This is a genomic window from Streptomyces sp. NPDC030799, assembly GCF_055572255.1.
In genome coordinates this window covers 358,261-376,408 of sequence record NZ_JBVIDS010000006.1, presented here as the reverse complement: position 1 = coordinate 376,408, position 18,148 = coordinate 358,261, and the positions used below count along the sequence as shown (strand labels likewise).

The window sequence follows — 18,148 nt, the reverse complement described above, 5'->3', positions numbered from 1 at the left end:
GTTGCCGGCGGCCTTCCCGGCGACCGGGGCCGATCACGCGATAGAACTGGAACGCCTGACCAAGTTCTATCCGGACCGCCGCGACGCGGAGGACCGGCCCGTCGCGTCCGTCGACAGCATCGACCTGCAGGTACCCCACGGGCAGGTGTTCAGCCTGCTGGGGCGCAACGGGGCCGGCAAATCGACCACGGTCCGAATGATCGCCACGCTCCTGGAACCCACCTCGGGGAGCATCCGGGTGTGCGGCCTCGACGCGGCCCGGCGCCGGCGCCAGGTGCGGGCACGGCTCGGTGTGGCCCTGGGCGGTGAGCGGAGCGTCTACTGGAAGCTGACGGCACGTCAGAACCTGGAGTACTTCGCCGCCTTGCACGGACTGTCGCGACGCCGGGCCAGAGCACGCATCGACGAGGTCCTGGAGCAGGTGAGCCTCGGCGACCGGGCCGATGACTATGTCGAACGGTACTCCACCGGCATGCGGCAGCGGCTGGTGATCGGCCGGGCCATCCTGCACCGCCCCAGCGTGCTGCTCCTGGACGAGCCCGCGAGCGGGCTCGACCCGCACGCGGCCGAAGACCTGCACAGCCACGTTCGTGCCCTGCGCGACACGGGCCACACCATCCTGCTCACCACCCATGACATGAGCGAAGCCGACCTGCTGTCCGACCGGGTCGCCATCATCGACAACGGCCGGTTGAAGGCCATCGGCACGCCGGAAGAGCTCAAGCGCTCCGTGGGGGCGGCCAGGCTGCTGCAGGTCCGGCTTCTCGCCCCGGGCCCCGAACAGCTCGACGCGGTGACCGCGGAACTGAGGCAGACGGTGGCCGTGACGGTGCGGAACGGCGCCGACCGGGCCGACGACCGCAGCGTGGACCTCACCCTGTCCGCCGGACCGGAGGACGACCTGGGTCCCTGGCTGTTCAGCGTGGCCGGACGGCACGGAGCGACGGTCATACGGATGGAGAACGAAGCGGTCAGCCTGCGTGACGCCTTTCTCGCCCTCACCTCCGACCCGGGAGGAGCGCCTGGTGCCCCGACTGCCCAGGACTGAGCTGGTCTCCTTCTGCGCAACGGTCCGCAAGGAATGGCAGGTCATGCGCCGCTATCCCGAGAACTTCGTGATGGTTGCCGTCATGGCCGTGGTGGTGCCCGCCTCCTTCGTCGCCCAGGCGAGCGGCTTCTCCGGCGGCGGGCAGAAGGACGCCGTCGACGCGTTCGCCGCACGGGCGGGCACCGGCCAGGTCGCGGGGTTCGTCTACCTCGGCTGGGCGGTCTACCTGTGGATCACGATGATGTTGTGGGGCCCCGGCTCCGCGCTGCGCCAGGAGCGGATCCAGGGCTCGCTGGAGATGGTGCACCTCACTCCTGTCTCCCGCTTCACGGTGCTGTACGGCCCCGCCGTGGTGGAACTCGTGCCCGCGGTGCTGCTCTTCGGCGTCGTCGGCTTGATGCTGCGGTTCGCCTTCGGGGTCCCGATCGGACTCGGACAGCTGCTCGCCGGTCTGCTCGTGGTCTGTGCCTCCGTTCCGGTGCTGTTCGCACTCGGCGCGCTGATGGCCGTACTGGCCCTCCGGCTGCGCGATGCCGAAGGGGTGACGGAGGCGTTGCGTGGCCTCATGGGGATCCTGTGCGGCGTTTCCTACCCGATCGCTGTACTGCCGCACTGGATACAGCCCGTCAGCAGGCACCTGCCGCCCACGCAGATCCTCGACCTGCTGCGCGGCTCGGTGCTGGAACGGCCATGGCTCGCCGGTACGGCACAGCGGCTGCTGATCCTGCTCGTGACGGGGGTCGTACTGGGCGCACTGGCGGTGTTCGCACTCGGCCGGACGCTGCGAAGCGCCCGGAGGACCGGACGGATGGGACATTACTGATGAACGTGGCTCTCGCCGTCGTCCTGCGGGAACTGCGCGTCCAATGCCGGTACCCCGTCAGCCTGATCAACCTGGTGCTCCTCACACCCCTCTACGAGATGGCCATTCCCACCCTGCTGCTCGGCACCGCGTTCACGGTGCACGGCTCCGCTGTCGGCCTGGCGCACACCGTGGGCACCGACGATCTCGCCGGATGGGTCGGACTCGGGGTGCTCGTCGCCTCCCTGCTCGTGGGTGCGGTGCGCGGAGTGTCGGGGACGCTGCAGACCGACCGCAACACCGGTGTGCTGGAACACTCCTGGGCCAGCCCCGCGTCACGCGCGGTCTTCGTCATCGGCGGTGTGGCAGCGGGCACGGTCTTCACCGCGGCGGCGAGCGCTCTGCTGCTCGCCTTCGCCGTCGGTGTGCTGGGTGCCGGCTACCGGCTGGGCGGAGTGCTGCTCGGCGTGCCGGTGCTGGTGGTCCTGCTGATCGGCAACTGCGGTTACGGCTATCTGGCCGCAGCGGTGACCCTGAGGCTGCGGCGACCGAACGGCCTGCTGGACCCGCTCACTTCGCTCGTGGCCGCCTTCTCGGGAGTCGCGTTCCCGATCAGCGTTCTGCCCATGCCGCTGCGGTGGTCGGCGTATGCGCTGCCGAGCACCTGGACGCTGGACCTGATGAGGTACGCGACCCTCGGCACGGAGCCTCTGTTGCCCGTATACGCCGAACTTGCCGCCGCGGCCGTCTCCGCCTCGGTCTGGTTCGCCCTCGGCCGGTGGCTGTTCGGACGGGCCGAACGCCAGGTGCGGACGGCCGGCACGCTGACGCAGTTCTGACCGCGGCGGCGGACTCGTACGTCATCCGTCCGCCACCGTCAGCCTCAGTTCACTGGTGTACCGGCGGCCTTCCGCATCGCTGAGCCACAACTGGTCGGGCCCGGGAAGCATCTCGGTGAAGGTGACGGTCGGGCCGGCCGCATCCCTGGACAGCGTGTCGAGGAGGATGTCCGTCAGCAGCGAGCTGTGCGTGTCCAAGAAGAGGGGCTTCTGCCGCGCCTCGGAGCCGGCCCGCCAGAAGGTGTGCCGGGGAAGCCCGTGTTTCTCGAACACCGTCCGTACCCGCTGGTGGCGTTCGGCGTCGGACATGCCACGGTGTGGCACGAACTCTTCGGTGGGGATGCGCCATCGCTCCCGTGCTAGGACAAGGCGGTCCACGGTGATCCGGGGAGTGTGCGGCAGATCCGGCAGCATGCCGAAGCCCGTGCCGGTCTGGAAGACCAGATACTCGCCGAACACGGTCAGCAAAGGCAGCTCCTCGCCGTCCGGCAGCCGGGCGATCAGTTCCGTACCCTGCTTCGTCCTCGTCTCGGCCACCATGACGGCCGCCGCCGGGACGGCTTCCACCGGTGACCGTCGTGCACCGACCCGCTTCCCGAACGACAAGTAGGAGTATCGAGGGGAATACGTTTCCGGCGGAGGGTAGTCGAAGCCCGTCGGTCCGCCCGGCGCGCGGTGATGAAGCGGGACGAACCGAGCGGGTCCACCGTCGAGGCCCGCCTCCGCGGGGCGCTGAACCGCCTCATACGGATCCGCGCAGCAGCAGGTCATCGAGTCGCAGTCGAAGGTGACCATGCCGGCGTGCAGTTCGCCCATGACGGCCAGGTAGTCGCCGCACCGCACCGCCTCCACGCTGTCCGCGGCAATGAGTATGTCGGGGCTGTGGTGCCGCCCGCCGAACCAGGCAGGAGGCTCGGCGGCGAATTGCTCGGAGACCTGCCGCGCCAGCTCCGCAGCGCTGTAGGTCAGGCGTCCGACGGCAGGATCCGGGCGGAGTATGCGCGCCCAGCGTGCTGCCAGATCCTCCCGTACGTCGGTGCAGCTCGACGCGTCCCACAGGCGGTCGTCCACCCTGGCGATCAAGGCGTCGAGCGGTACGTTGCCCGGTCCGTAGAAAGCGGTCAGCTCGGCGTATCCGGAGGTCAGCCAGCCGAGGGCCTTGTCACCCACGCGGCTGCAGAACCACCGCGCGCTGTCCAGCACCAAGGCCAGCGGCGCCGCCAGCTCGTCGAGCACACGGTCGCCGATGGTGAGCTCCACCGCGCGTCGGTCGGCGCTCACCATGAGCCGGCGGCCGTACGCGACTTCGGAGCGGGCCCGTTCGGCGGGGCGATCCGCCAGGTCCTCGTACACCAGATCGGCCCGCGCCAGAGCCCGGGACAACTCGGCGGCCGTAGCGGCAGCCTTGACCTCGGTGCGGGCGGAGAGCAGCCGGTCCAGGCCGACGAGGGCCGTGCTGACGGCCGGCATGCGCGGCAGCGCGTCGAGCTGGCGCTTCAGGGCCAGTTCCGGCTGGAGGTCCACGGGAATGTCGAACGTCCAGGAGACGATCGATTCCTCCTCCAGGCCCGCGAGCACTCCGAGGACAGCGGTCTCGTCCCCCAGGGCGGCGCCGATGTGTGCCGCCGTCCGCTCCCCGTCCACCAGGTCGAGAACCCTGGCCTCGAACGAGCTGAGCCGACGTGCGCCCGCGGCACGGCGCAGCACCGTGCGGCCCATACGCGTGGCGCCCACGACGAGCGCGGGTGGCAGGTGACGCCTGATCTCCGGCGCGCGGGACAGCTGACGGCCCAGTTCATGGACCGCCCAGTCCTCGAACATGACGTGCTGCTGATCGGTGAGTCCGGGCCCGGGTACCAGGGTCATGCGAGGGCCGTGGTCGAACGCTCCCCACGACACGGGGCCGAAGAAACCGACACTCTCGTTTCGGGTGTAATAGCGCTGCAGGTATCGTCCGAGCCGACGCAGCCTATGACGACGCCCACGCTGGGCCCGCCGGCCCGCTCGGCCGGTGGCGCGCGCTGACCGGGACTCGCCCTTGACGAAACTCTGCAGAGTCCCCACCAACTCGTCGACGGCCTCGGGGTTCTGCCAGAGCAGGGCCATGGTGAATCGCTCGTCAGAGGCGAGAGCAACGGCCGCCTTCAGCGTCTCCGTATCGGGTGGCTCGGCGGACGGTCGATCGCCGGCGACGGTTCCGATCAGCTCCGCCAGGGGGAATGCGGTGCTGCGCAGGACGAAATGCCGCCATACTTTCCATCGCGATCCGTCCCGCAGAGGCATCCTGCTGTCCAATACATCACCTATATTCACATTTATTCCGAAAGTGATCGAAAAGAATTGGCAAAGAAAATGTGTGCGGCTGTTCGATTCAACTAGTGTGACTCTGGATATGTGGCGGGTTGAGCTGACCATTCATTGCACTTTTTCGTGTTGCCCGCCCATATAAATCAGAGAAACGGGGAGTGCTGGGCTGTGGTCTTCAGCGTTGCCATTATCGATGACGGCTCACTTGCCATGCGTGGCGCCATCGACATCATCAGTCGATCTGTCGACTACCGGCTTGTTGGAAGTCCTGACGAAATCAGTGCGATGCCGATCGGTGAAGGTGTCGGGGGTGATGTGTGCATCGTCGATCCTTTTTCCGAAGGGGCCGCCTTTCCTTCCTGGATTTCTGAGGCGGCCGGCAAGGTCGCCGTACTCGCGATGTCCTCCCGCGTCGAGCGTCATTACGTGCAGCAAGCGTTGCGGTCCGGCGTGCGGGGATACGTCAGCAAGGACGTGGATTCCTTGAATCTGCTCGCCGCGGTCCGAGCGCTCGCGGTGGGGGGTGTATATCTGGGTCTCGCGGTCGCCGACATGCTGCGCGAGACGTGGGACGCGGGCTCTTCGGGTGCGGAGCCGCAGCGGGTGTCCGAACTCACCCAGCGTGAACAGGATGTGCTGGTGATGGTGGCGCAAGGGCTGACCCACAAACAGATCGGAAGCCGCCTCATGCTTTCCAAGGCCACGGTGGACACATATGTCCACCGGATCCGCCAGAAGGTCGGCGCGGTCAACAAGGCGGGCCTGACCAGGGCCGCTGTCAACATGGGCCTGCTGCAACACGTCAACACCTGAGGGTTTGAAGGACCCTCCAAGTCTCACCCCGTACTTTCGCTCAGGAAAGTCGACGAAAGCGTGACACTCAACGTCTGACGTACAGGAGGGACGTTGCCTGGCCGCTGCCGGTTGCCTAGTGTCCGGCCAGCAGGTGGTCGTGCCGGTGGGTGGCCAGGCGCGTGCGTCAACGGGGGGATCGAGCATTGAGTTCGTCGCAGCGCGGTACAGAGATCGAACTTCCCAATAGCGCAGCCCAGCGTGACATGCTTGCCGCCCGCTACGGCGAAACCCCGGCGATTTACCGACCTGCGCACCGCCTGACCGCTGCCCTGGATGTACGGGGCAGGGTGGACGAGGCCGGAATCCAGGAGGCCTTGTCTCGCGTGGTGCGTCGGCGGTCCGCGTTGCGCAGTGTCTTCGACTCGGAGAAATCCCACCGTGTCACCGAATGCGGTCCGCCTTCGGTGACACGGATTTCGGTCGACGGACCGAGTGCAGAAGAACGGTGGCGGAACGCCTACGAGCGCGCGCGTCAGGAAGCCCACGTCCCGCTCGCCCCGAGTATGGTGCCACGCCTGCAGGGCACGATATTGAGCGCTGACGAGGACCGCCATCTCCTTGTCATCGGCATTGATCCGCTCGTGTGCGATGCATGGTCGGCGAATCTCGTGGTCGGTGATCTGCTGCGGGACGCGGAGGAGCACCAGCCGGACGACTACGAGCGTGTGTGGCGCGCCCGAGAGGAGTGGCTGACCGGCACGCACGGCGATGCTGAGCTCGTCCAGCGCCGGAAGGAGGTGGCCGATGCACTTCGGTACTGGCCCACCTCATGGCGTGCGCCGGCTGCTTCTGCGGGGCCTGCGGAGCCGATCGAACGACTGGTGGACCTGGACGACAGCGTGGTCACTTCGCTGCGCGAACGGATCCGCCAGGTCAGGGGGACCATGCTTGCAGTGGGAGCGCACGCCCTTGCGCTGAGCGCGGGCACGGAGACGGACATGCGCGTGCCGTTGGCGCTCACCACGACCCTCGCGGCACGCCGGCCGGCGGAGGAACCCGTCGTCGGACGGTTCTCCAATGAAGGGGTACTCGTCATCCCGCCCCGCACGGGCACGGTCAAGGAGCACCTCACGGCGATTCGCCGCGAGGTCTTCAGCGTGCTTGCCCATCAGCAGCTGCCCTACGAACGGCTCGTCGACGCACTGGACGGGTCGACCGCGGCCACGGGCCTCTCGCTCTCCCTGCTCTATCTGCCGGAGGCGCTCAGCGGAGGAGCCCAGAGCGATCGGACCATCATGGGGGCACGGGCGGCCAGGATGGCGGTATCCGTCTGCCCGACCGGTGCCGACGTGGACCTTTTCATGATCGAAAGGCCGCCGCCGGACGGAGACGGCCACCGTCCGCTGCTGCGTGTCGGCGCCATCAGCCACCGGGGAGCAGAGATGACCTCCGGCGTCGAGAGCGTGCTGGGGCGCTGGGCTGAAACGCTGACGCGGCTCGCCGCATGCGATTGGGCGACGACAGGCGTCCAGGCGCTGACCGAGTCATTGGGCGGATCTTGAACGGTGTCCGGACCGATGCCGGATCGCGACCCGGTCCGGGGCGGGACCGGCAGGGGCGAGATTCAGCCAACTGGCGGTATCTCTACGGCTGAAAATGATCTTGCTCGTCGGGTGGGAGGTCCCTAAGGTCTCGATGTTTGTGCCTGTCCCGGCAGCGGGACGGGCGTGTGTGTCTGACCATGAGGGGAAAAATGAAGACGGGGATCGCAAAGGGGAGCCTGACGAAGACCATCGGGAAGGCGGCGGTCGTAGCGGCTCTGGCCACGGCAGCCTTCTCGATGGCCGGCCCGTCGGCGAGCGCCTCCGCGGAGAGCCACTGGACGTACGGATGCCGTGGGTACTGGTACCACACCTCCGGCCACGCCTACTGCGACCACGCGTACGCTCCGGCCGACACGTATCTCGTGACGTACGACTGCAACAACGAGCTGGACGAGCAGAAGTTCGCCCACGCCAAGTGGGGCTACGTCGGCAAGATAAGCTCCTACGAGTGCACCTTCAAGATCAACAAGACGCGCGTCACTGTCTAGTCGTCGCCCGTCTCAACTTGTGGGGCAGGATTCGTCCTGCCCCACAAGGCGTTTGGAGAACTTGATGCCTGACAGGGCTATCGCAACGCTGACTGCCCTTTCACAAGGGTACGGAGACAGACTGGTCATCGAGGAACTCGATCTGACCATCATGCCCGGCATCACAGGCCTGTTGGGGCCGAACGGCGCGGGCAAGACGACCCTGTTCCGTACCCTCAGCGCAGTGACACCTCCGCTCTCGGGGTCTCTTGAGCTTTTCGGTGCCCGCATCACCGGAGAGAAGGAAGCCCGCACCGCGCGGCGCGACATCGGCTATCTGCCGCAGGACTTCGGTTATTACCCCGCCTTTTCCGTCGGTGACTTCGTGCGTTACTGCGCCTGGTTGCGCGAGGTGCCAGAGAAGGACGCGGGCCGGGCCACGGATCTCGCCCTGAGCGCGGTCGGCCTCACGGACCGGGCCCGGCACAAGATGAAGTCCCTGTCCGGGGGCATGCTGCGCAGGGCGGGCATCGCCGGCGCGATCGTGGGTTCGCCGAAACTCATCCTGCTCGACGAGCCGACGGTGGGTCTCGACCCCGCGCAGCGACTGGAATTCCGCAGCCTGATCCGCGATCTGTCGGGACAGGGCGCCGCCGTCGTACTGAGCACACACCTGGTCGAAGACGTCAGTGCCGCCTGCGACACCGTCGTCGTACTGCAGGACGGCAAGGCGATCTACCGCGGCACACCGGCGCAACTGGCCGACGAAGCCGATCCGGCCGCCCCCGGGGACAGTCCTCTGGAGCGCGGATACATGACCAGGCTGGGGAATCGAGACAGTGAAGCGGACGTAGCATGCTGAGCATTTTCCGTATGGAGTTGCGCCGCTCCCCGGTGCTCACCGCTCTGCCCGTGCTCATCGCCGTCGACCTGGCGGTGCTCTTCGGACGCACCCGGTACTGGGTGGGCGTATGGCCCGAGGCCAGCGCGGCCGCGCAGATGGTGACCCTCTTCTTGGGGCCGGTCCTGGCCGCGATCGCCGCCTGGCAGGCCGGACGGGCTTCCCGCGCGCAGATGCCGGAGTCGCTGCTGGCGGCCGCGCGCCCGGGCTGGCAGATCGAGAGCGCACGGCTGGCAGCCACGCTCACCCTCGGCTTCACCGCCTACGTCGTCGGCTGCCTGGTCGCCGCCGCGGTGTCGCTGCCCGACGCGGGCCCTGGCTTCCTGTGGCCCTCCTACATCCTGATGGGCGCCAACACGCTGATCCTCTTTGCCGCCGCCGGCCACCTGGCCGGCCGCTGGTCGCCGTCCCCCGCGTTCACGCCGGTGGTCTGCGCCCTGGGCGGCTTCGTCGTCATGATGGGTGTCGGTCAGAACCTCGGCCTGTTCGTCCTGTCCGGTACGCCGGACCAGATGCTGCGTCTGCAGCCCATCGCCGTGCACTTCGCGTTCGCTGCCGCACTGACGGTCCTCGCGGTGACGCTTCCCCGGCCGCACGCGGCCACCGGCCGTCTTCCGCGGTGGTCCCCCTCCGTCGTCCAGCGCCTCTCCGTCGTCGTCCCCGCGGCCGGTGCGGCCTTCGCCCTGGTCGCCGTCCCGGCGGCCGGTGAGGTTCGGGTCGAGCGGCCCGCCACGGCCGTTCGGCCGCTCTGCGGGAAGGTCGCCGGAGTCCCCTCCCAGGTCTGTGTGTGGCCCGAGCACCGCAAGTACCTCGCCGACCTCGTGAGCATGGCCGGCCATGTGTCGCGCATTCCGCAGCCGTGGATCAAGATGCCGCGCCGGATGAGTGAGTACGGGCTGATGCCCACGTCGATGGGTGACGGCGGATTCGATGTGACGGAAGGGCATGTGCGCACCGCGGCCATCGCCATGTCGAACAGCGTCTTCTACACCTCGTTCCCGAAGTGCCGACCGCCTGCTGAGCGGCGCGACGCCTGGCAGCTGGCCAAGGACCGGGTCACCCTGTGGCTCGAATACAGGGCGATGGCGGAAGACCCCGGTGTCGCCGACGCGGGTCTGTCCATGAGCGGTGTCTCGCAGGCGCAGGCCGATGCCGCCGCTGCTGTCCGCATGCCCGAATCCGCCCAACGGAAGTGGACCGCCCAGCAGTTCACCGTTCTCCGCACGAGTGGTTGCAGCCCCTGATGCAGGTCACCGCGCTCCTCCGCTTCGCGCGCCTTCACCGCCTCTGGCCGATCCTGGCCGGGGTCGTCCTGGTGGCGCTGCTCTCGGCCTTCCTGGGCGGTTTCGAGATACCCCTGCCCTCGCTGGACGGCGGAGCCGCCACCGGTATCCCGTTCAGGCGTGATCTGCCCCTGCTGTCGGGCGTCTTTCTGGCGGCGGCCGGCACCAGCAGCATGCATGCGTACGAGCGTGCCGCCGGGCCACGCTACTTCCGGCTGCTCGGTGCCTACGTGCTGGCCCTCACCGTCGTCGCAAGCCTGTGCTCGTTCGCCGTCCAGGGGCTGGCCGCAGGGGCGCACACCGGAGTCTCCTTCGTTCGCTCGATGCTGATCTGGTTCGGTCTCGCCCGGGTGTCCGCCCGGGTGATCGGCTGGAATCTGGCGTGGGTGTTGCCGGTCGCCTCGGTCTTCCCGCTCATCTGGCTGAGCGACGGCGCCTGGTGGGACTGGACGGCTGCCCCTGCCGCGGACCCCGTCGGCTGGGGCACCGCCGCCGTCTCCCTGTCGCTCGGTGTCCTGTTGACGGCCGCCACTCCTTGGCGGGTGCGCTCTCTTCTGCATTCCGTCCGCCGCCACCCGTAAGACCTGGATCCCCCATGACATCTGCCCTGTCCGTTGCCCGGCGTGCTCTTCCCGTCTGGCCGATCGCGATGCTGTGGACCCTCGGCTTCGGCCTGTGGGGGCTGTCCCGGCAGCACAGCGTGTGGCGGGACGAGGCCGCGACCTGGCAGGTGGCCCGACGGTCCACGGGCGACATCTGGCACATGCTGGGGCACGTCGACGCCGTGCACGGGCTCTATTACCTGCTGATGCACGCACTCTTCGCCTGGTTCGGACCCGGCACCACCACCCTGCGGCTGCCCTCCGTGCTGGCGATGGCGGTGGCGGCGGCCTGTGTGGCCGCCCTGGGCCACCGGCTCGCCGGGGCATGGGCGGGCCTGGGAGCAGGGCTGGCGCTCGGGCTGCTTCCCTCCGCGCAGTTCTATCTCCAGGAGGGCCGCCCGTACGCGCTGGTGGCGGCCGGGGCAGGGATCTCGACGCTGCTGCTGGTGACCCTGCTGGAAGGGCGCGGCGGGGCGATCGGCTGGGTGGCGTACGCCGGGACGGTCCTCACCTGCGGGCTGCTGAACTGGCTGTCGTTGCTGATCCTGCCGGCGCACGCCGGGACTCTTCTGTGGACCCGGTGCGGGCGCGGCGTGTGGGTGCGCTGGACGGCCGCCGCGGTGGTCGCCGTGGCGGGCGATCTGCCGTTGATTCTCTTCAGCCGCAGCCAGTCCGACCAGATTGCGTGGATTCCGCCGCTGACCTGGCACATGCTGATCGGCCCAGCGGTCCTCCTGGCCATCGGCGGCCTCGGAGCCCTGCTGGACCGGCCGAAGACAGGGCGACCGTCGGCGGCGGCCGTCGGACTGCCCCTGCTCGCGGTGCCGCAACTCGCCCTGATCGGCATCTCCCTGGTCAAGCCCCTGTTCGTGGACAGGTACGTGCTGTTCAGCCTGCTGGGTCTGGCGCTGTTGATCGGTGCGGCCCTGGGCGCGGCGGTACGGGCGGCCGCACCACGCTTCTCGAGGGCGTCCCGGTGGCTCGTCCCGGTGGCGGTCGTCGTGGCGTTCGTGGCGCTGCTCCCGCAGTCGCTGGCCAAGCGGTCCCCGTCGAGCCGCGTGGACGACGTCCTGGCAGCGGCGGCCGACGTGCGGCGCCTGAAGCAGACCGGGGACGCGACGCTCTTCGTACCGGCGGCCCGACGCGACACCGCGCTGGTGTCCCCCGACGCCTTCACCGGCCTGCGGGACATCGCGCTGGGGGAGGACCCCGTGGCGTCCGGGACGCTGAAGGGTGAGGAGGCCAGTCCGGCCCGGATCCGCACGGCGATGCTGGCCGAGAGGCGGATCCTGCTGGTCACGGATGCCACGGGGGTGGCGAGGCCGGTGACGGCACAGCGGGACAGCGTGAAGCTCTCCGTGCTGGAGAAGTACTTCACCGTGGTGGCGGACGAGCAGGTCCGTGGACGGCGGGTGACGGTGTACGAGCGACGCGGACACGCGGGGCGGTGACCGCCCCGCGGGCTCCTTCAGGTGTCCCGCGACGGGAGGAGCTTGTCGAGGTCCAGGCTGATCTCGAACGGCACCGGACGCGTCAGGGTGCCCCGGAAGATACCGGCGGGCGCATAGGCCCCGGTCGGTGCGTCCAGCTCGTAGACGTGGACGACGGGAGCGCCGTTCTCCTCCTCGATGCACCAGTAGTGGGGGATGCCGGCCTGCGCGTACTTGCGCAGCTTGACCGTGCGGTCGCGGTGCGCGGACTCGGGGGAGACGACCTCGATGACCAGCTGAACTTCTTCCGGCGCGTACCAGGTGCGGTCCGGCTCGTAGGGCGCGGTTGTCACCAGCAGGTCCGGCTCCGGGCGGTTGCGCTCGTCGAGCTTGATGGTCATCTCGCGGCCGACCTGGACACCGGCGGGCGCCTGCTCCATGAGAGCGACGGTGAGCATGGTGACGAGGTGGCCGTGCCACCACCTCTGCGGCGACATCATGAAGACGAGGGCTCCATCGATCAGCTCGGTGTGGCGGGGCGCCTCGGGGAGGCGGTCCAGGTCCTCCGCGAACCAGCCTTCGTCGCGCGGCGGGCGCATCCAGTCGGGCAGTTCGGTCATGGCTCAACCGTAGCGACTCGGTGAGGCCCCGGCCACGAGATCACATCCCCGTCACCCGCGCCACCGTGAACGGCGTCCGAGGCACTCCCGGGCCCATCGGTCCGCCCTTGTCGAACTGGGAGCGGACGACGAGGAGGCCGTGGTGGTCGCGGGCCAGGGTGGTGGGGGTCTGCAGGGCGGGGGTGGTCAGGGTGCGGGTCAGGCGGGCCCTGGTGCCGTCGGGCGAGAGGCGCCAGCGGGTGAGGGTGTTGGTCGCGTTGTGGGCGGCCCACAGGGTGCCGTGGGCCAGCTCCAGACCGTCGCCGTGCTTCAAGTCACCGCCCTGCAAGGTGACTTGGCGCACCGATCCGTCGGTCACGTCGACCCGGTACAGGCCGCCGCCGGTCATGTCGACGGCGAACAGCAGGCGTCCGGCGGGGTCGGCGACGATGCCGTTGAGGGTGTAGGCGTCCGGCGAGTGCGCGGGTACGGCGCCGCTGAGGTCGTAGTGCGCGGTCAGCGGCGCCCGGCCGCCGCGGGCGCGGGCCAGGTCGGCCGGGGTGACGCGGTAGATCACCGGACGCACGCTGTCGGTGGCGCAGGCCGTGCCGTCCGCGGTGATCACGAGGTCGTTCAGGAAGCGCGGGTCGCCCTCCGGTATCTCGAAGCGGGCCAGCAGGGAGCGGTCGTAGAGGTCGTAGACGTCGATTCCGGTGGTGTGGTCGGTGACCCACAGCCGGCCCGCCCGGTCGGCCTTCAGGCCGTTGGCGGTGGTCCGGCCGTCGGCGCCCGCCGGCAGGAAGACCTCGGCGGTACGGCTCCCGGCGGCGGCGCGGTAGATCGCGCCGGTCGTGAAGGAGCCGACGTACGCGTCGCCCGTTCGCGGGTCGAGGGCGATGCCCTCGGGGTAGGCGCGCTCGTCGGGGAGGGTGAAGGCGGTGGAGATGCGCGGGCCGGTGCCCGCGCTCGCGGTGGGCGCGGCGACGGCCACGGTCGCCGCGGCGGCGCCGGTCAGGAAGGTACGGCGGTGGATCGAACGGGACACGACAGTGCCTCTCGGTTCGGCTACTCACTGTAGGACGATTGCGAACCTACATTAGTACTCTAATCATTGCCAGGGTATTAATCACCACCCAGGCATTAATGTGGCCGGGTGACCTCCATGCCCGCGTCCGAGCGCCTCGGCTCCCATCTCAAGCGGGCCGAGCAGGCCCTCAACGCGACCAAGACGGCGGTCCTGAAGCCCGCGGGCCTGACCGTCGCCCAGTACGCCGCGCTGCTCCACCTCTCCGCCAACCCCGGCATCTCCGCGGCGGCCCTGTCCCGGCTGTGCGGGGTCACTCCGCCGACCATGAACACGGTCCTGAAGAACCTCCAGGACCGCGATCTGATCACCCGCAGCCCGCACGAGTGGCACAAGAACGTCCTGGAGACCCGCCTGACGGACGAGGGCCGTGCCGTACTCGCCGACGCCGACGCGTCCGCCGTACGCGTCGAGCGTGCCCTCGCCGCCGAGTTCACCGACGCGGAGCGGGACGCCCTGACCGGGCTGCTCGCACGCTGCGTCAGAGTGCTGGAGGAGCAGCGCCCGGGAAGCTGACGACGGGTTCCGGCGCCGGATCCGTCACCCAGCCCGCCGCCAGCACCAGCCGCGACTCACGGTCGACGGCGAGGAAGCCGAACGGCCGGTCGTAGACGGCCCGGACGACCGTGGACTCGTAGCGCTGCTGCGGCGGCGCGCTGCCGTACACCTCGGCGACCGCCGTCACCGCCGCCGCCCGGAAGCCGAGCGCGCCGAACTGGGCCACGGCCGACTGGCGGGCCTCCGCGACAGCAAGCGGGGAGGGGCTCAGCCCGGGGAAGTGGCCGACTCGGGTGTCCGACGCCGACGTCAGGCCGAACAGGTACGGCAGGGCGAGCAGATCGTGGTCGGCGCGCACCTCGTACACCACCGTCCGCACGTCCAGCACCGGCGGCCCCGGCTCGGCGGCCGGCTGCTGCTCCACGTACAGGCCCGGCCCCACGTGCCCGTGCGGCAGCGAGCCACCCCCGGTCAGCGGCAGCGCCCGCTCCACGATCCCCACGCCGGCCGTGAGCACCTGCCCCGGCGTCATGTGCTCCTCGCCGAGCAGCAGATGGACGTCGATGCCGTTGTCACCCGGCACCGTCAGCGCGGTGACGAAGCCGTCCGGCGTGCCCGTCACGCCCACCCGGTCCGGCCGTACGCTCCGCCGGTGCAGCCCGCGCAGCGCCCGCCCCTGCCAGGGGCCGGCGTCCGGCCTGAGCGGCAGCTCGGTGAAGGGCTGCCGCCAGGTCGTGCGCAGCGCGAGCGCGCAGGCCAGGACCAGCCCTGCCTCCCGGGTCAGCGTCACCGGCATGCGCTCGACCAGTCCGCCGGTCCGCTCGGCCGCCCAGGCGTCCAGCCGTTCCTGCGCGGTGACGAGGTCGTCCCCGAACACCCCGTACGTCCCGGCGGGCAGTCCCGCCCGCCACTCCTCGCGCAGGGCGAGCGCGTGGTGCGTCCACAGACCGAGCGCCGCGTCCAGACCGGACACCGCCCCCAGGGTCCCCGTCAACTCCCGTGCCGCGCCCGCCGCCTGATCCGCCGGCAGGCCGAGGGCCTCGCTCAGCTCCGTCCGCGCCGGCCCCGTCGCGCCGTCGGCCAGGAAGGCCAGCAGGGGCCAGACGCCGGGCGCGGAGAAGACCGTGCCGTTGCGTGCGCTCGCCGCCCACCGCGCGGTGAGCCCGTTCGCCGCCCGGACGACTCCGCCGCCCACCCGGCCCCCGGACAGGGTTGCCGCCTTCATTCCGCCCCCGTTTCACTGCCGCCGCTCTCCCCGGGAGCACGGTACCGGTGCCCGCACCCGCCCCCCGCTCCCGCCAGGTGTGAGCGCACCTATACGGGGGAGAAAGTGCCTGGGTAAAGCCCTCGCACGCGCCATGTCATCACATCGAGTGATTCTCTGGCCTTTGCTTGCACGGCACAACCCACGGTTGCCAGGCTGTTGCTGTCTGTACAACCTGATGGGAGCGGCCAGTGACTTTCGGTGAGCAGCCGGCGTACCTGCGTGTCGCGGGTGATCTCCGCAAGAAGATCGTCGACGGTTCACTGCCGCCCCACACCCGCCTGCCCTCCCAGGCCCGCATCCGCGAGGAGTACGGCGTCTCGGACACGGTCGCGCTGGAGGCCCGCAAGGTGCTGATGGCCGAGGGGCTGGTCGAGGGCCGCTCCGGCTCCGGGACGTATGTGCGCGAGCGGCCCGTACCCCGCCGGGTGGCCCGCTCCGGGTACCGCCCGGCCGGCGGCGCCACGCCCTTCCGGCAGGAGCAGGCCGACGCCTCGGTGCGCGGCACCTGGGAGTCCAGCAGCGAGCAGGCCGAGGCCGGGGCCGCCATCGCCGAGCGGCTCGCGATCCAGGCCGGCGACCGGGTCATGCGCACCAAGTACCTGTTCCGCGAGGCCGGCGAGCCGATGATGCTCTCCGTCTCCTGGGAGCCCCTGGCCGTCACCGGCCGTACCCCCGTGATGCTGCCCGAGGAGGGCCCGCTCGGCGGCATGGGGGTGGTCGAGCGCATGCGCGCCATCGACGTCATCGTGGACAACGTCACCGAGGAGGTCGGCGCCCGCCCCGGCCTCGCCGAGGAACTGCACCTCCTCGGCGGCGTCCCCGGGCATGTGGTCCTGGTCGTCCAGCGCACGTACTACGCCTCCGGCCGCCCGGTGGAGACCGCCGACGTGGTGATCCCGGCCGACCGGTACCGGGTGGCGTACCACCTGCCCGTGAAGTGACGGCCGGGGTCCCGTGCGGCGTGCACGCCTTTGCGAGTGAGGTAGCGCACACCCTGGGCGCCCCTCACGCCGGTATGACCCGGTGGCGCACCCCCCGCCGGGGCCGACCGGCCGCTGCAATCCAGCCGTTTTCCCAGGTGACCAGGGGTCACTCGGGTATGCCCGCGATGCACGACAGTGGCGCTCACAACGGCGCGTTCACTCCCGTGCGCCCCCGGTCCCCTGGCTGGTTGCGTACCTCTTTGTGAAAAGGCGTGTTCGCTGCGTAAAGGTTGGGCGTACGCTCGGGCATATGCGGATTGCGGTTTCCTTAGGCGGGGCTCGGCGGGGGCCCGGGACGGGAAGCGGGTGGTGGGGCGGTGCGAGAAGGAGCGGCGCGGGCGGTGGGGGCCATGAGTGAGGGGACGGTCTCGCTGCCCTGGCTCGTGATACGGCAGGACGACAACGGCAATCGCTATCGCGTCGGACGGTACGCGACCCGCGCCGAGGCGCAGAAGATCGCCGACAGCCTCGACGACCGGGGCCACAAACAGCTCTACTGGGTCGAGCGCATCGGCCAGAACGGGGACGGCGCCCGGAACTGACCGCCCGGCGCCCTCCCGTAGGCTCCGCCCCATGACGCCCAAGACGCCCATGACGGACCGGATCGTGGTGGTGGGAGCGGCCCTGCTCGACGGCGGGCGGCTGCTCGCCGCGCGCCGCAGCGCCCCCGCCGACTTGGCGGGCCGCTGGGAGCTGCCCGGCGGCAAGGTCGAGACGGGCGAGCGGCCCGAGGACGCCCTGGTGCGTGAACTGCGCGAGGAACTGGGCATCGACGCCGAACCGGTCGAGCGCGTGCCGGGCCAGTGGCCGCTGCGGTCGCCGTACGTCCTGCAGGTGTGGACCGCCCGTCTGCTCCCCGGCTCACCCGCGCCCCGGCCCCTGCAGGACCATGACGAGCTGCGCTGGCTCACCCCGTCCGAGGTCTGGGACGTGGCCTGGCTGGATCAGGACGTCCCCGCCGTTCGCGAAGTCGCCCCTCGGCTCACCGACGGTCTCCACCGAGCCCCTTGATACGCCGTTCGTGCCACAGTGCGCCCTCCCGCGCGGTACTGCCCCCTGGATATCGGGTATGTGCCCATTAACCCCATGAAACCGGACATGGGTGGGCTCGCTGGCCTGGGAAGTGATCGGCGTGATCGACACCGATGGCGACTGCGCCGAGTGGACCTTTCCCGCGGAACCGGGCGCCGTACGCACCGCGCGCGCCGCGGTGCGCGGGAAGTTGCACGGCTGGGGCCTCGACTGCCTCGCCGACCTCGCCGCCCTGCTGGTCAGCGAGCTGGTCACCAACTCGCTGCGGCATGCCACCGGCCCCATCGGCGTACGGCTCGTACGCCCCGGCGGACCGGCCGACACCCTGCGGGTGGAGGTCTCCGACCCGCTGCCCGACCCGCCGCGCGAGCGCGTCGCCCGCGACGAGGACGAGAGCGGGCGCGGGCTGCAACTGGTCGCCGGCTCCTCGCGCCGCTGGGGCACCCGGCCCGGCGCGAGCGGAAAGACCGTCTGGTTCGAACTGGCGGTGCCGGGGTGAGCCGGAAGCATCCGGGGGGCACGGGGGAGTGCGGCCGGCGGTGGTCCGCCCATCGTGCGCTCCGGGCGCGCGGCCGGTCCTGCGGTGCGTGATTCGAGGGCGTGTTCC

The 18,148-nt window shown here is 70.1% G+C and carries 19 protein-coding genes; 15 read left to right on the top strand and 4 right to left on the bottom strand.

Annotated features, from left to right (window positions below):
- The first annotated feature begins 1 nt into the window (after nt 1).
- From ACZ41I_RS17860 to ACZ41I_RS17850, 3 genes are read left to right on the top strand one after another with little or no spacing between them, the layout of a single operon-like run.
- Entirely contained in the window at nt 2-1,048 is a 1,047-nt protein-coding gene (locus ACZ41I_RS17860; RefSeq protein WP_468514534.1) for an ABC transporter ATP-binding protein, read from the top strand.
- The gene (locus tag ACZ41I_RS17855) at nt 1,026-1,871 is read left to right on the top strand and encodes an ABC transporter permease (RefSeq protein ID WP_468514533.1); all 846 of its coding nucleotides are present in this window, start codon (nt 1,026-1,028) and stop codon (nt 1,869-1,871) included. Before ACZ41I_RS17860 ends, ACZ41I_RS17855 begins: the two co-directional genes overlap by 23 nt.
- Nucleotides 1,871-2,689 (top strand): ABC transporter permease, encoded by an 819-nt coding sequence (locus tag ACZ41I_RS17850; RefSeq protein WP_468514532.1) that lies wholly within the window; start codon nt 1,871-1,873, stop codon nt 2,687-2,689. Before ACZ41I_RS17855 ends, ACZ41I_RS17850 begins: the two co-directional genes overlap by 1 nt.
- 21 nt (nt 2,690-2,710) lie before the next feature.
- On the opposite strand, the gene ACZ41I_RS17845 is transcribed toward ACZ41I_RS17850, so the two are convergent.
- On the bottom strand, nt 2,711-5,104 hold the full coding sequence (locus tag ACZ41I_RS17845; RefSeq protein WP_468514531.1) for a lantibiotic dehydratase: 2,394 nt from the start codon (nt 5,102-5,104) through the stop codon (nt 2,711-2,713).
- Between the two features lie 60 nt (nt 5,105-5,164).
- Here ACZ41I_RS17845 and ACZ41I_RS17840 point away from each other — a divergent pair, with 60 nt between their 5' ends.
- The 7 genes from ACZ41I_RS17840 to ACZ41I_RS17810 all read left to right on the top strand — a co-directional run bounded on the left by ACZ41I_RS17840 (nt 5,165) and on the right by ACZ41I_RS17810 (nt 12,099).
- Nucleotides 5,165-5,809, top strand: coding sequence for a LuxR C-terminal-related transcriptional regulator (locus ACZ41I_RS17840; protein ID WP_468514530.1), 645 nt, complete (start codon nt 5,165-5,167; stop codon nt 5,807-5,809).
- 185 nt (nt 5,810-5,994) lie between these two features.
- The gene (locus ACZ41I_RS17835; protein WP_468514529.1) at nt 5,995-7,353 is read left to right on the top strand and encodes a hypothetical protein; all 1,359 of its coding nucleotides are present in this window, start codon (nt 5,995-5,997) and stop codon (nt 7,351-7,353) included.
- A 191-nt stretch (nt 7,354-7,544) separates the two neighbouring features.
- Nucleotides 7,545-7,883 carry a hypothetical protein gene (locus ACZ41I_RS17830; RefSeq protein WP_363217358.1) on the top strand — a complete coding sequence of 113 codons (339 nt, stop codon included), beginning with the start codon at nt 7,545-7,547 and terminating at the stop codon, nt 7,881-7,883.
- A 64-nt stretch (nt 7,884-7,947) separates the two neighbouring features.
- Complete coding sequence (locus ACZ41I_RS17825; RefSeq protein WP_468319453.1) at nt 7,948-8,724, top strand: ATP-binding cassette domain-containing protein; 777 nt, start codon at nt 7,948-7,950, stop codon at nt 8,722-8,724.
- Nucleotides 8,718-10,007, top strand: a complete 1,290-nt coding sequence (locus tag ACZ41I_RS17820; protein WP_468514528.1) for a DUF7224 domain-containing protein — start codon at nt 8,718-8,720, stop codon at nt 10,005-10,007. Before ACZ41I_RS17825 ends, ACZ41I_RS17820 begins: the two co-directional genes overlap by 7 nt.
- Nucleotides 10,007-10,627 (top strand): hypothetical protein, encoded by a 621-nt coding sequence (locus ACZ41I_RS17815; RefSeq protein WP_399764174.1) that lies wholly within the window; start codon nt 10,007-10,009, stop codon nt 10,625-10,627. Before ACZ41I_RS17820 ends, ACZ41I_RS17815 begins: the two co-directional genes overlap by 1 nt.
- Before the next feature lie 14 nt (nt 10,628-10,641).
- A complete protein-coding gene (locus ACZ41I_RS17810) occupies nt 10,642-12,099 on the top strand; it encodes a glycosyltransferase family 39 protein (RefSeq protein WP_468514527.1) in 1,458 nt (485 codons plus the stop codon).
- A 17-nt stretch (nt 12,100-12,116) separates the two neighbouring features.
- Here the strand turns inward: ACZ41I_RS17810 and ACZ41I_RS17805 are convergent, their stop codons facing one another.
- Both ACZ41I_RS17805 and ACZ41I_RS17800 read right to left on the bottom strand, forming a co-directional pair.
- Entirely contained in the window at nt 12,117-12,698 is a 582-nt protein-coding gene (locus ACZ41I_RS17805) for a Uma2 family endonuclease (protein ID WP_468514526.1), read from the bottom strand.
- A 40-nt stretch (nt 12,699-12,738) separates the two neighbouring features.
- Nucleotides 12,739-13,722 carry an SMP-30/gluconolactonase/LRE family protein gene (locus ACZ41I_RS17800; protein ID WP_468514525.1) on the bottom strand — a complete coding sequence of 328 codons (984 nt, stop codon included), beginning with the start codon at nt 13,720-13,722 and terminating at the stop codon, nt 12,739-12,741.
- A gap of 117 nt (nt 13,723-13,839) precedes the next feature.
- On the opposite strand from ACZ41I_RS17800, the gene ACZ41I_RS17795 reads away from it, so the two are divergent.
- The gene (locus ACZ41I_RS17795; RefSeq protein ID WP_363217385.1) at nt 13,840-14,277 is read left to right on the top strand and encodes a MarR family winged helix-turn-helix transcriptional regulator; all 438 of its coding nucleotides are present in this window, start codon (nt 13,840-13,842) and stop codon (nt 14,275-14,277) included.
- On the opposite strand, the gene ACZ41I_RS17790 is transcribed toward ACZ41I_RS17795, so the two are convergent.
- Complete coding sequence (locus ACZ41I_RS17790) at nt 14,243-15,484, bottom strand: serpin family protein (RefSeq protein ID WP_468514524.1); 1,242 nt, start codon at nt 15,482-15,484, stop codon at nt 14,243-14,245. The genes ACZ41I_RS17795 and ACZ41I_RS17790 overlap by 35 nt on opposite strands.
- A gap of 230 nt (nt 15,485-15,714) precedes the next feature.
- On the opposite strand from ACZ41I_RS17790, the gene ACZ41I_RS17785 reads away from it, so the two are divergent.
- The 4 genes from ACZ41I_RS17785 to ACZ41I_RS17770 all read left to right on the top strand — a co-directional run bounded on the left by ACZ41I_RS17785 (nt 15,715) and on the right by ACZ41I_RS17770 (nt 18,040).
- Nucleotides 15,715-16,467: a GntR family transcriptional regulator gene (locus ACZ41I_RS17785; RefSeq protein WP_363217366.1), complete on the top strand. Its 753-nt coding sequence runs from the start codon at nt 15,715-15,717 to the stop codon at nt 16,465-16,467.
- Nucleotides 16,468-16,859: 392 nt separating this feature from the next.
- Entirely contained in the window at nt 16,860-17,051 is a 192-nt protein-coding gene (locus tag ACZ41I_RS17780; protein ID WP_208899008.1) for an SPOR domain-containing protein, read from the top strand.
- 49 nt (nt 17,052-17,100) lie between these two features.
- A complete protein-coding gene (locus ACZ41I_RS17775; protein WP_399764851.1) occupies nt 17,101-17,520 on the top strand; it encodes a (deoxy)nucleoside triphosphate pyrophosphohydrolase in 420 nt (139 codons plus the stop codon).
- Between the two features lie 91 nt (nt 17,521-17,611).
- The gene (locus tag ACZ41I_RS17770) at nt 17,612-18,040 is read left to right on the top strand and encodes an ATP-binding protein (RefSeq protein WP_363217367.1); all 429 of its coding nucleotides are present in this window, start codon (nt 17,612-17,614) and stop codon (nt 18,038-18,040) included.
- Nucleotides 18,041-18,148 lie beyond the last annotated feature (108 nt).

Coding starts and splice junctions, on each gene's coding strand:
- ACZ41I_RS17805 (WP_468514526.1), bottom strand. CDS start 12,698: ATGACCGAACTGCCCGACTGGATGCGCCCGCCGCGCGACGAAGGCTGG.
- ACZ41I_RS17830 (WP_363217358.1), top strand. CDS start 7,545: ATGAAGACGGGGATCGCAAAGGGGAGCCTGACGAAGACCATCGGGAAG.
- ACZ41I_RS17810 (WP_468514527.1), top strand. CDS start 10,642: ATGACATCTGCCCTGTCCGTTGCCCGGCGTGCTCTTCCCGTCTGGCCG.
- ACZ41I_RS17820 (WP_468514528.1), top strand. CDS start 8,718: ATGCTGAGCATTTTCCGTATGGAGTTGCGCCGCTCCCCGGTGCTCACC.
- ACZ41I_RS17825 (WP_468319453.1), top strand. CDS start 7,948: ATGCCTGACAGGGCTATCGCAACGCTGACTGCCCTTTCACAAGGGTAC.
- ACZ41I_RS17795 (WP_363217385.1), top strand. CDS start 13,840: ATGCCCGCGTCCGAGCGCCTCGGCTCCCATCTCAAGCGGGCCGAGCAG.
- ACZ41I_RS17790 (WP_468514524.1), bottom strand. CDS start 15,484: ATGAAGGCGGCAACCCTGTCCGGGGGCCGGGTGGGCGGCGGAGTCGTC.
- ACZ41I_RS17845 (WP_468514531.1), bottom strand. CDS start 5,104: ATGGTCAGCTCAACCCGCCACATATCCAGAGTCACACTAGTTGAATCG.
- ACZ41I_RS17850 (WP_468514532.1), top strand. CDS start 1,871: ATGAACGTGGCTCTCGCCGTCGTCCTGCGGGAACTGCGCGTCCAATGC.
- ACZ41I_RS17780 (WP_208899008.1), top strand. CDS start 16,860: ATGAGTGAGGGGACGGTCTCGCTGCCCTGGCTCGTGATACGGCAGGAC.
- ACZ41I_RS17775 (WP_399764851.1), top strand. CDS start 17,101: ATGACGGACCGGATCGTGGTGGTGGGAGCGGCCCTGCTCGACGGCGGG.
- ACZ41I_RS17815 (WP_399764174.1), top strand. CDS start 10,007: ATGCAGGTCACCGCGCTCCTCCGCTTCGCGCGCCTTCACCGCCTCTGG.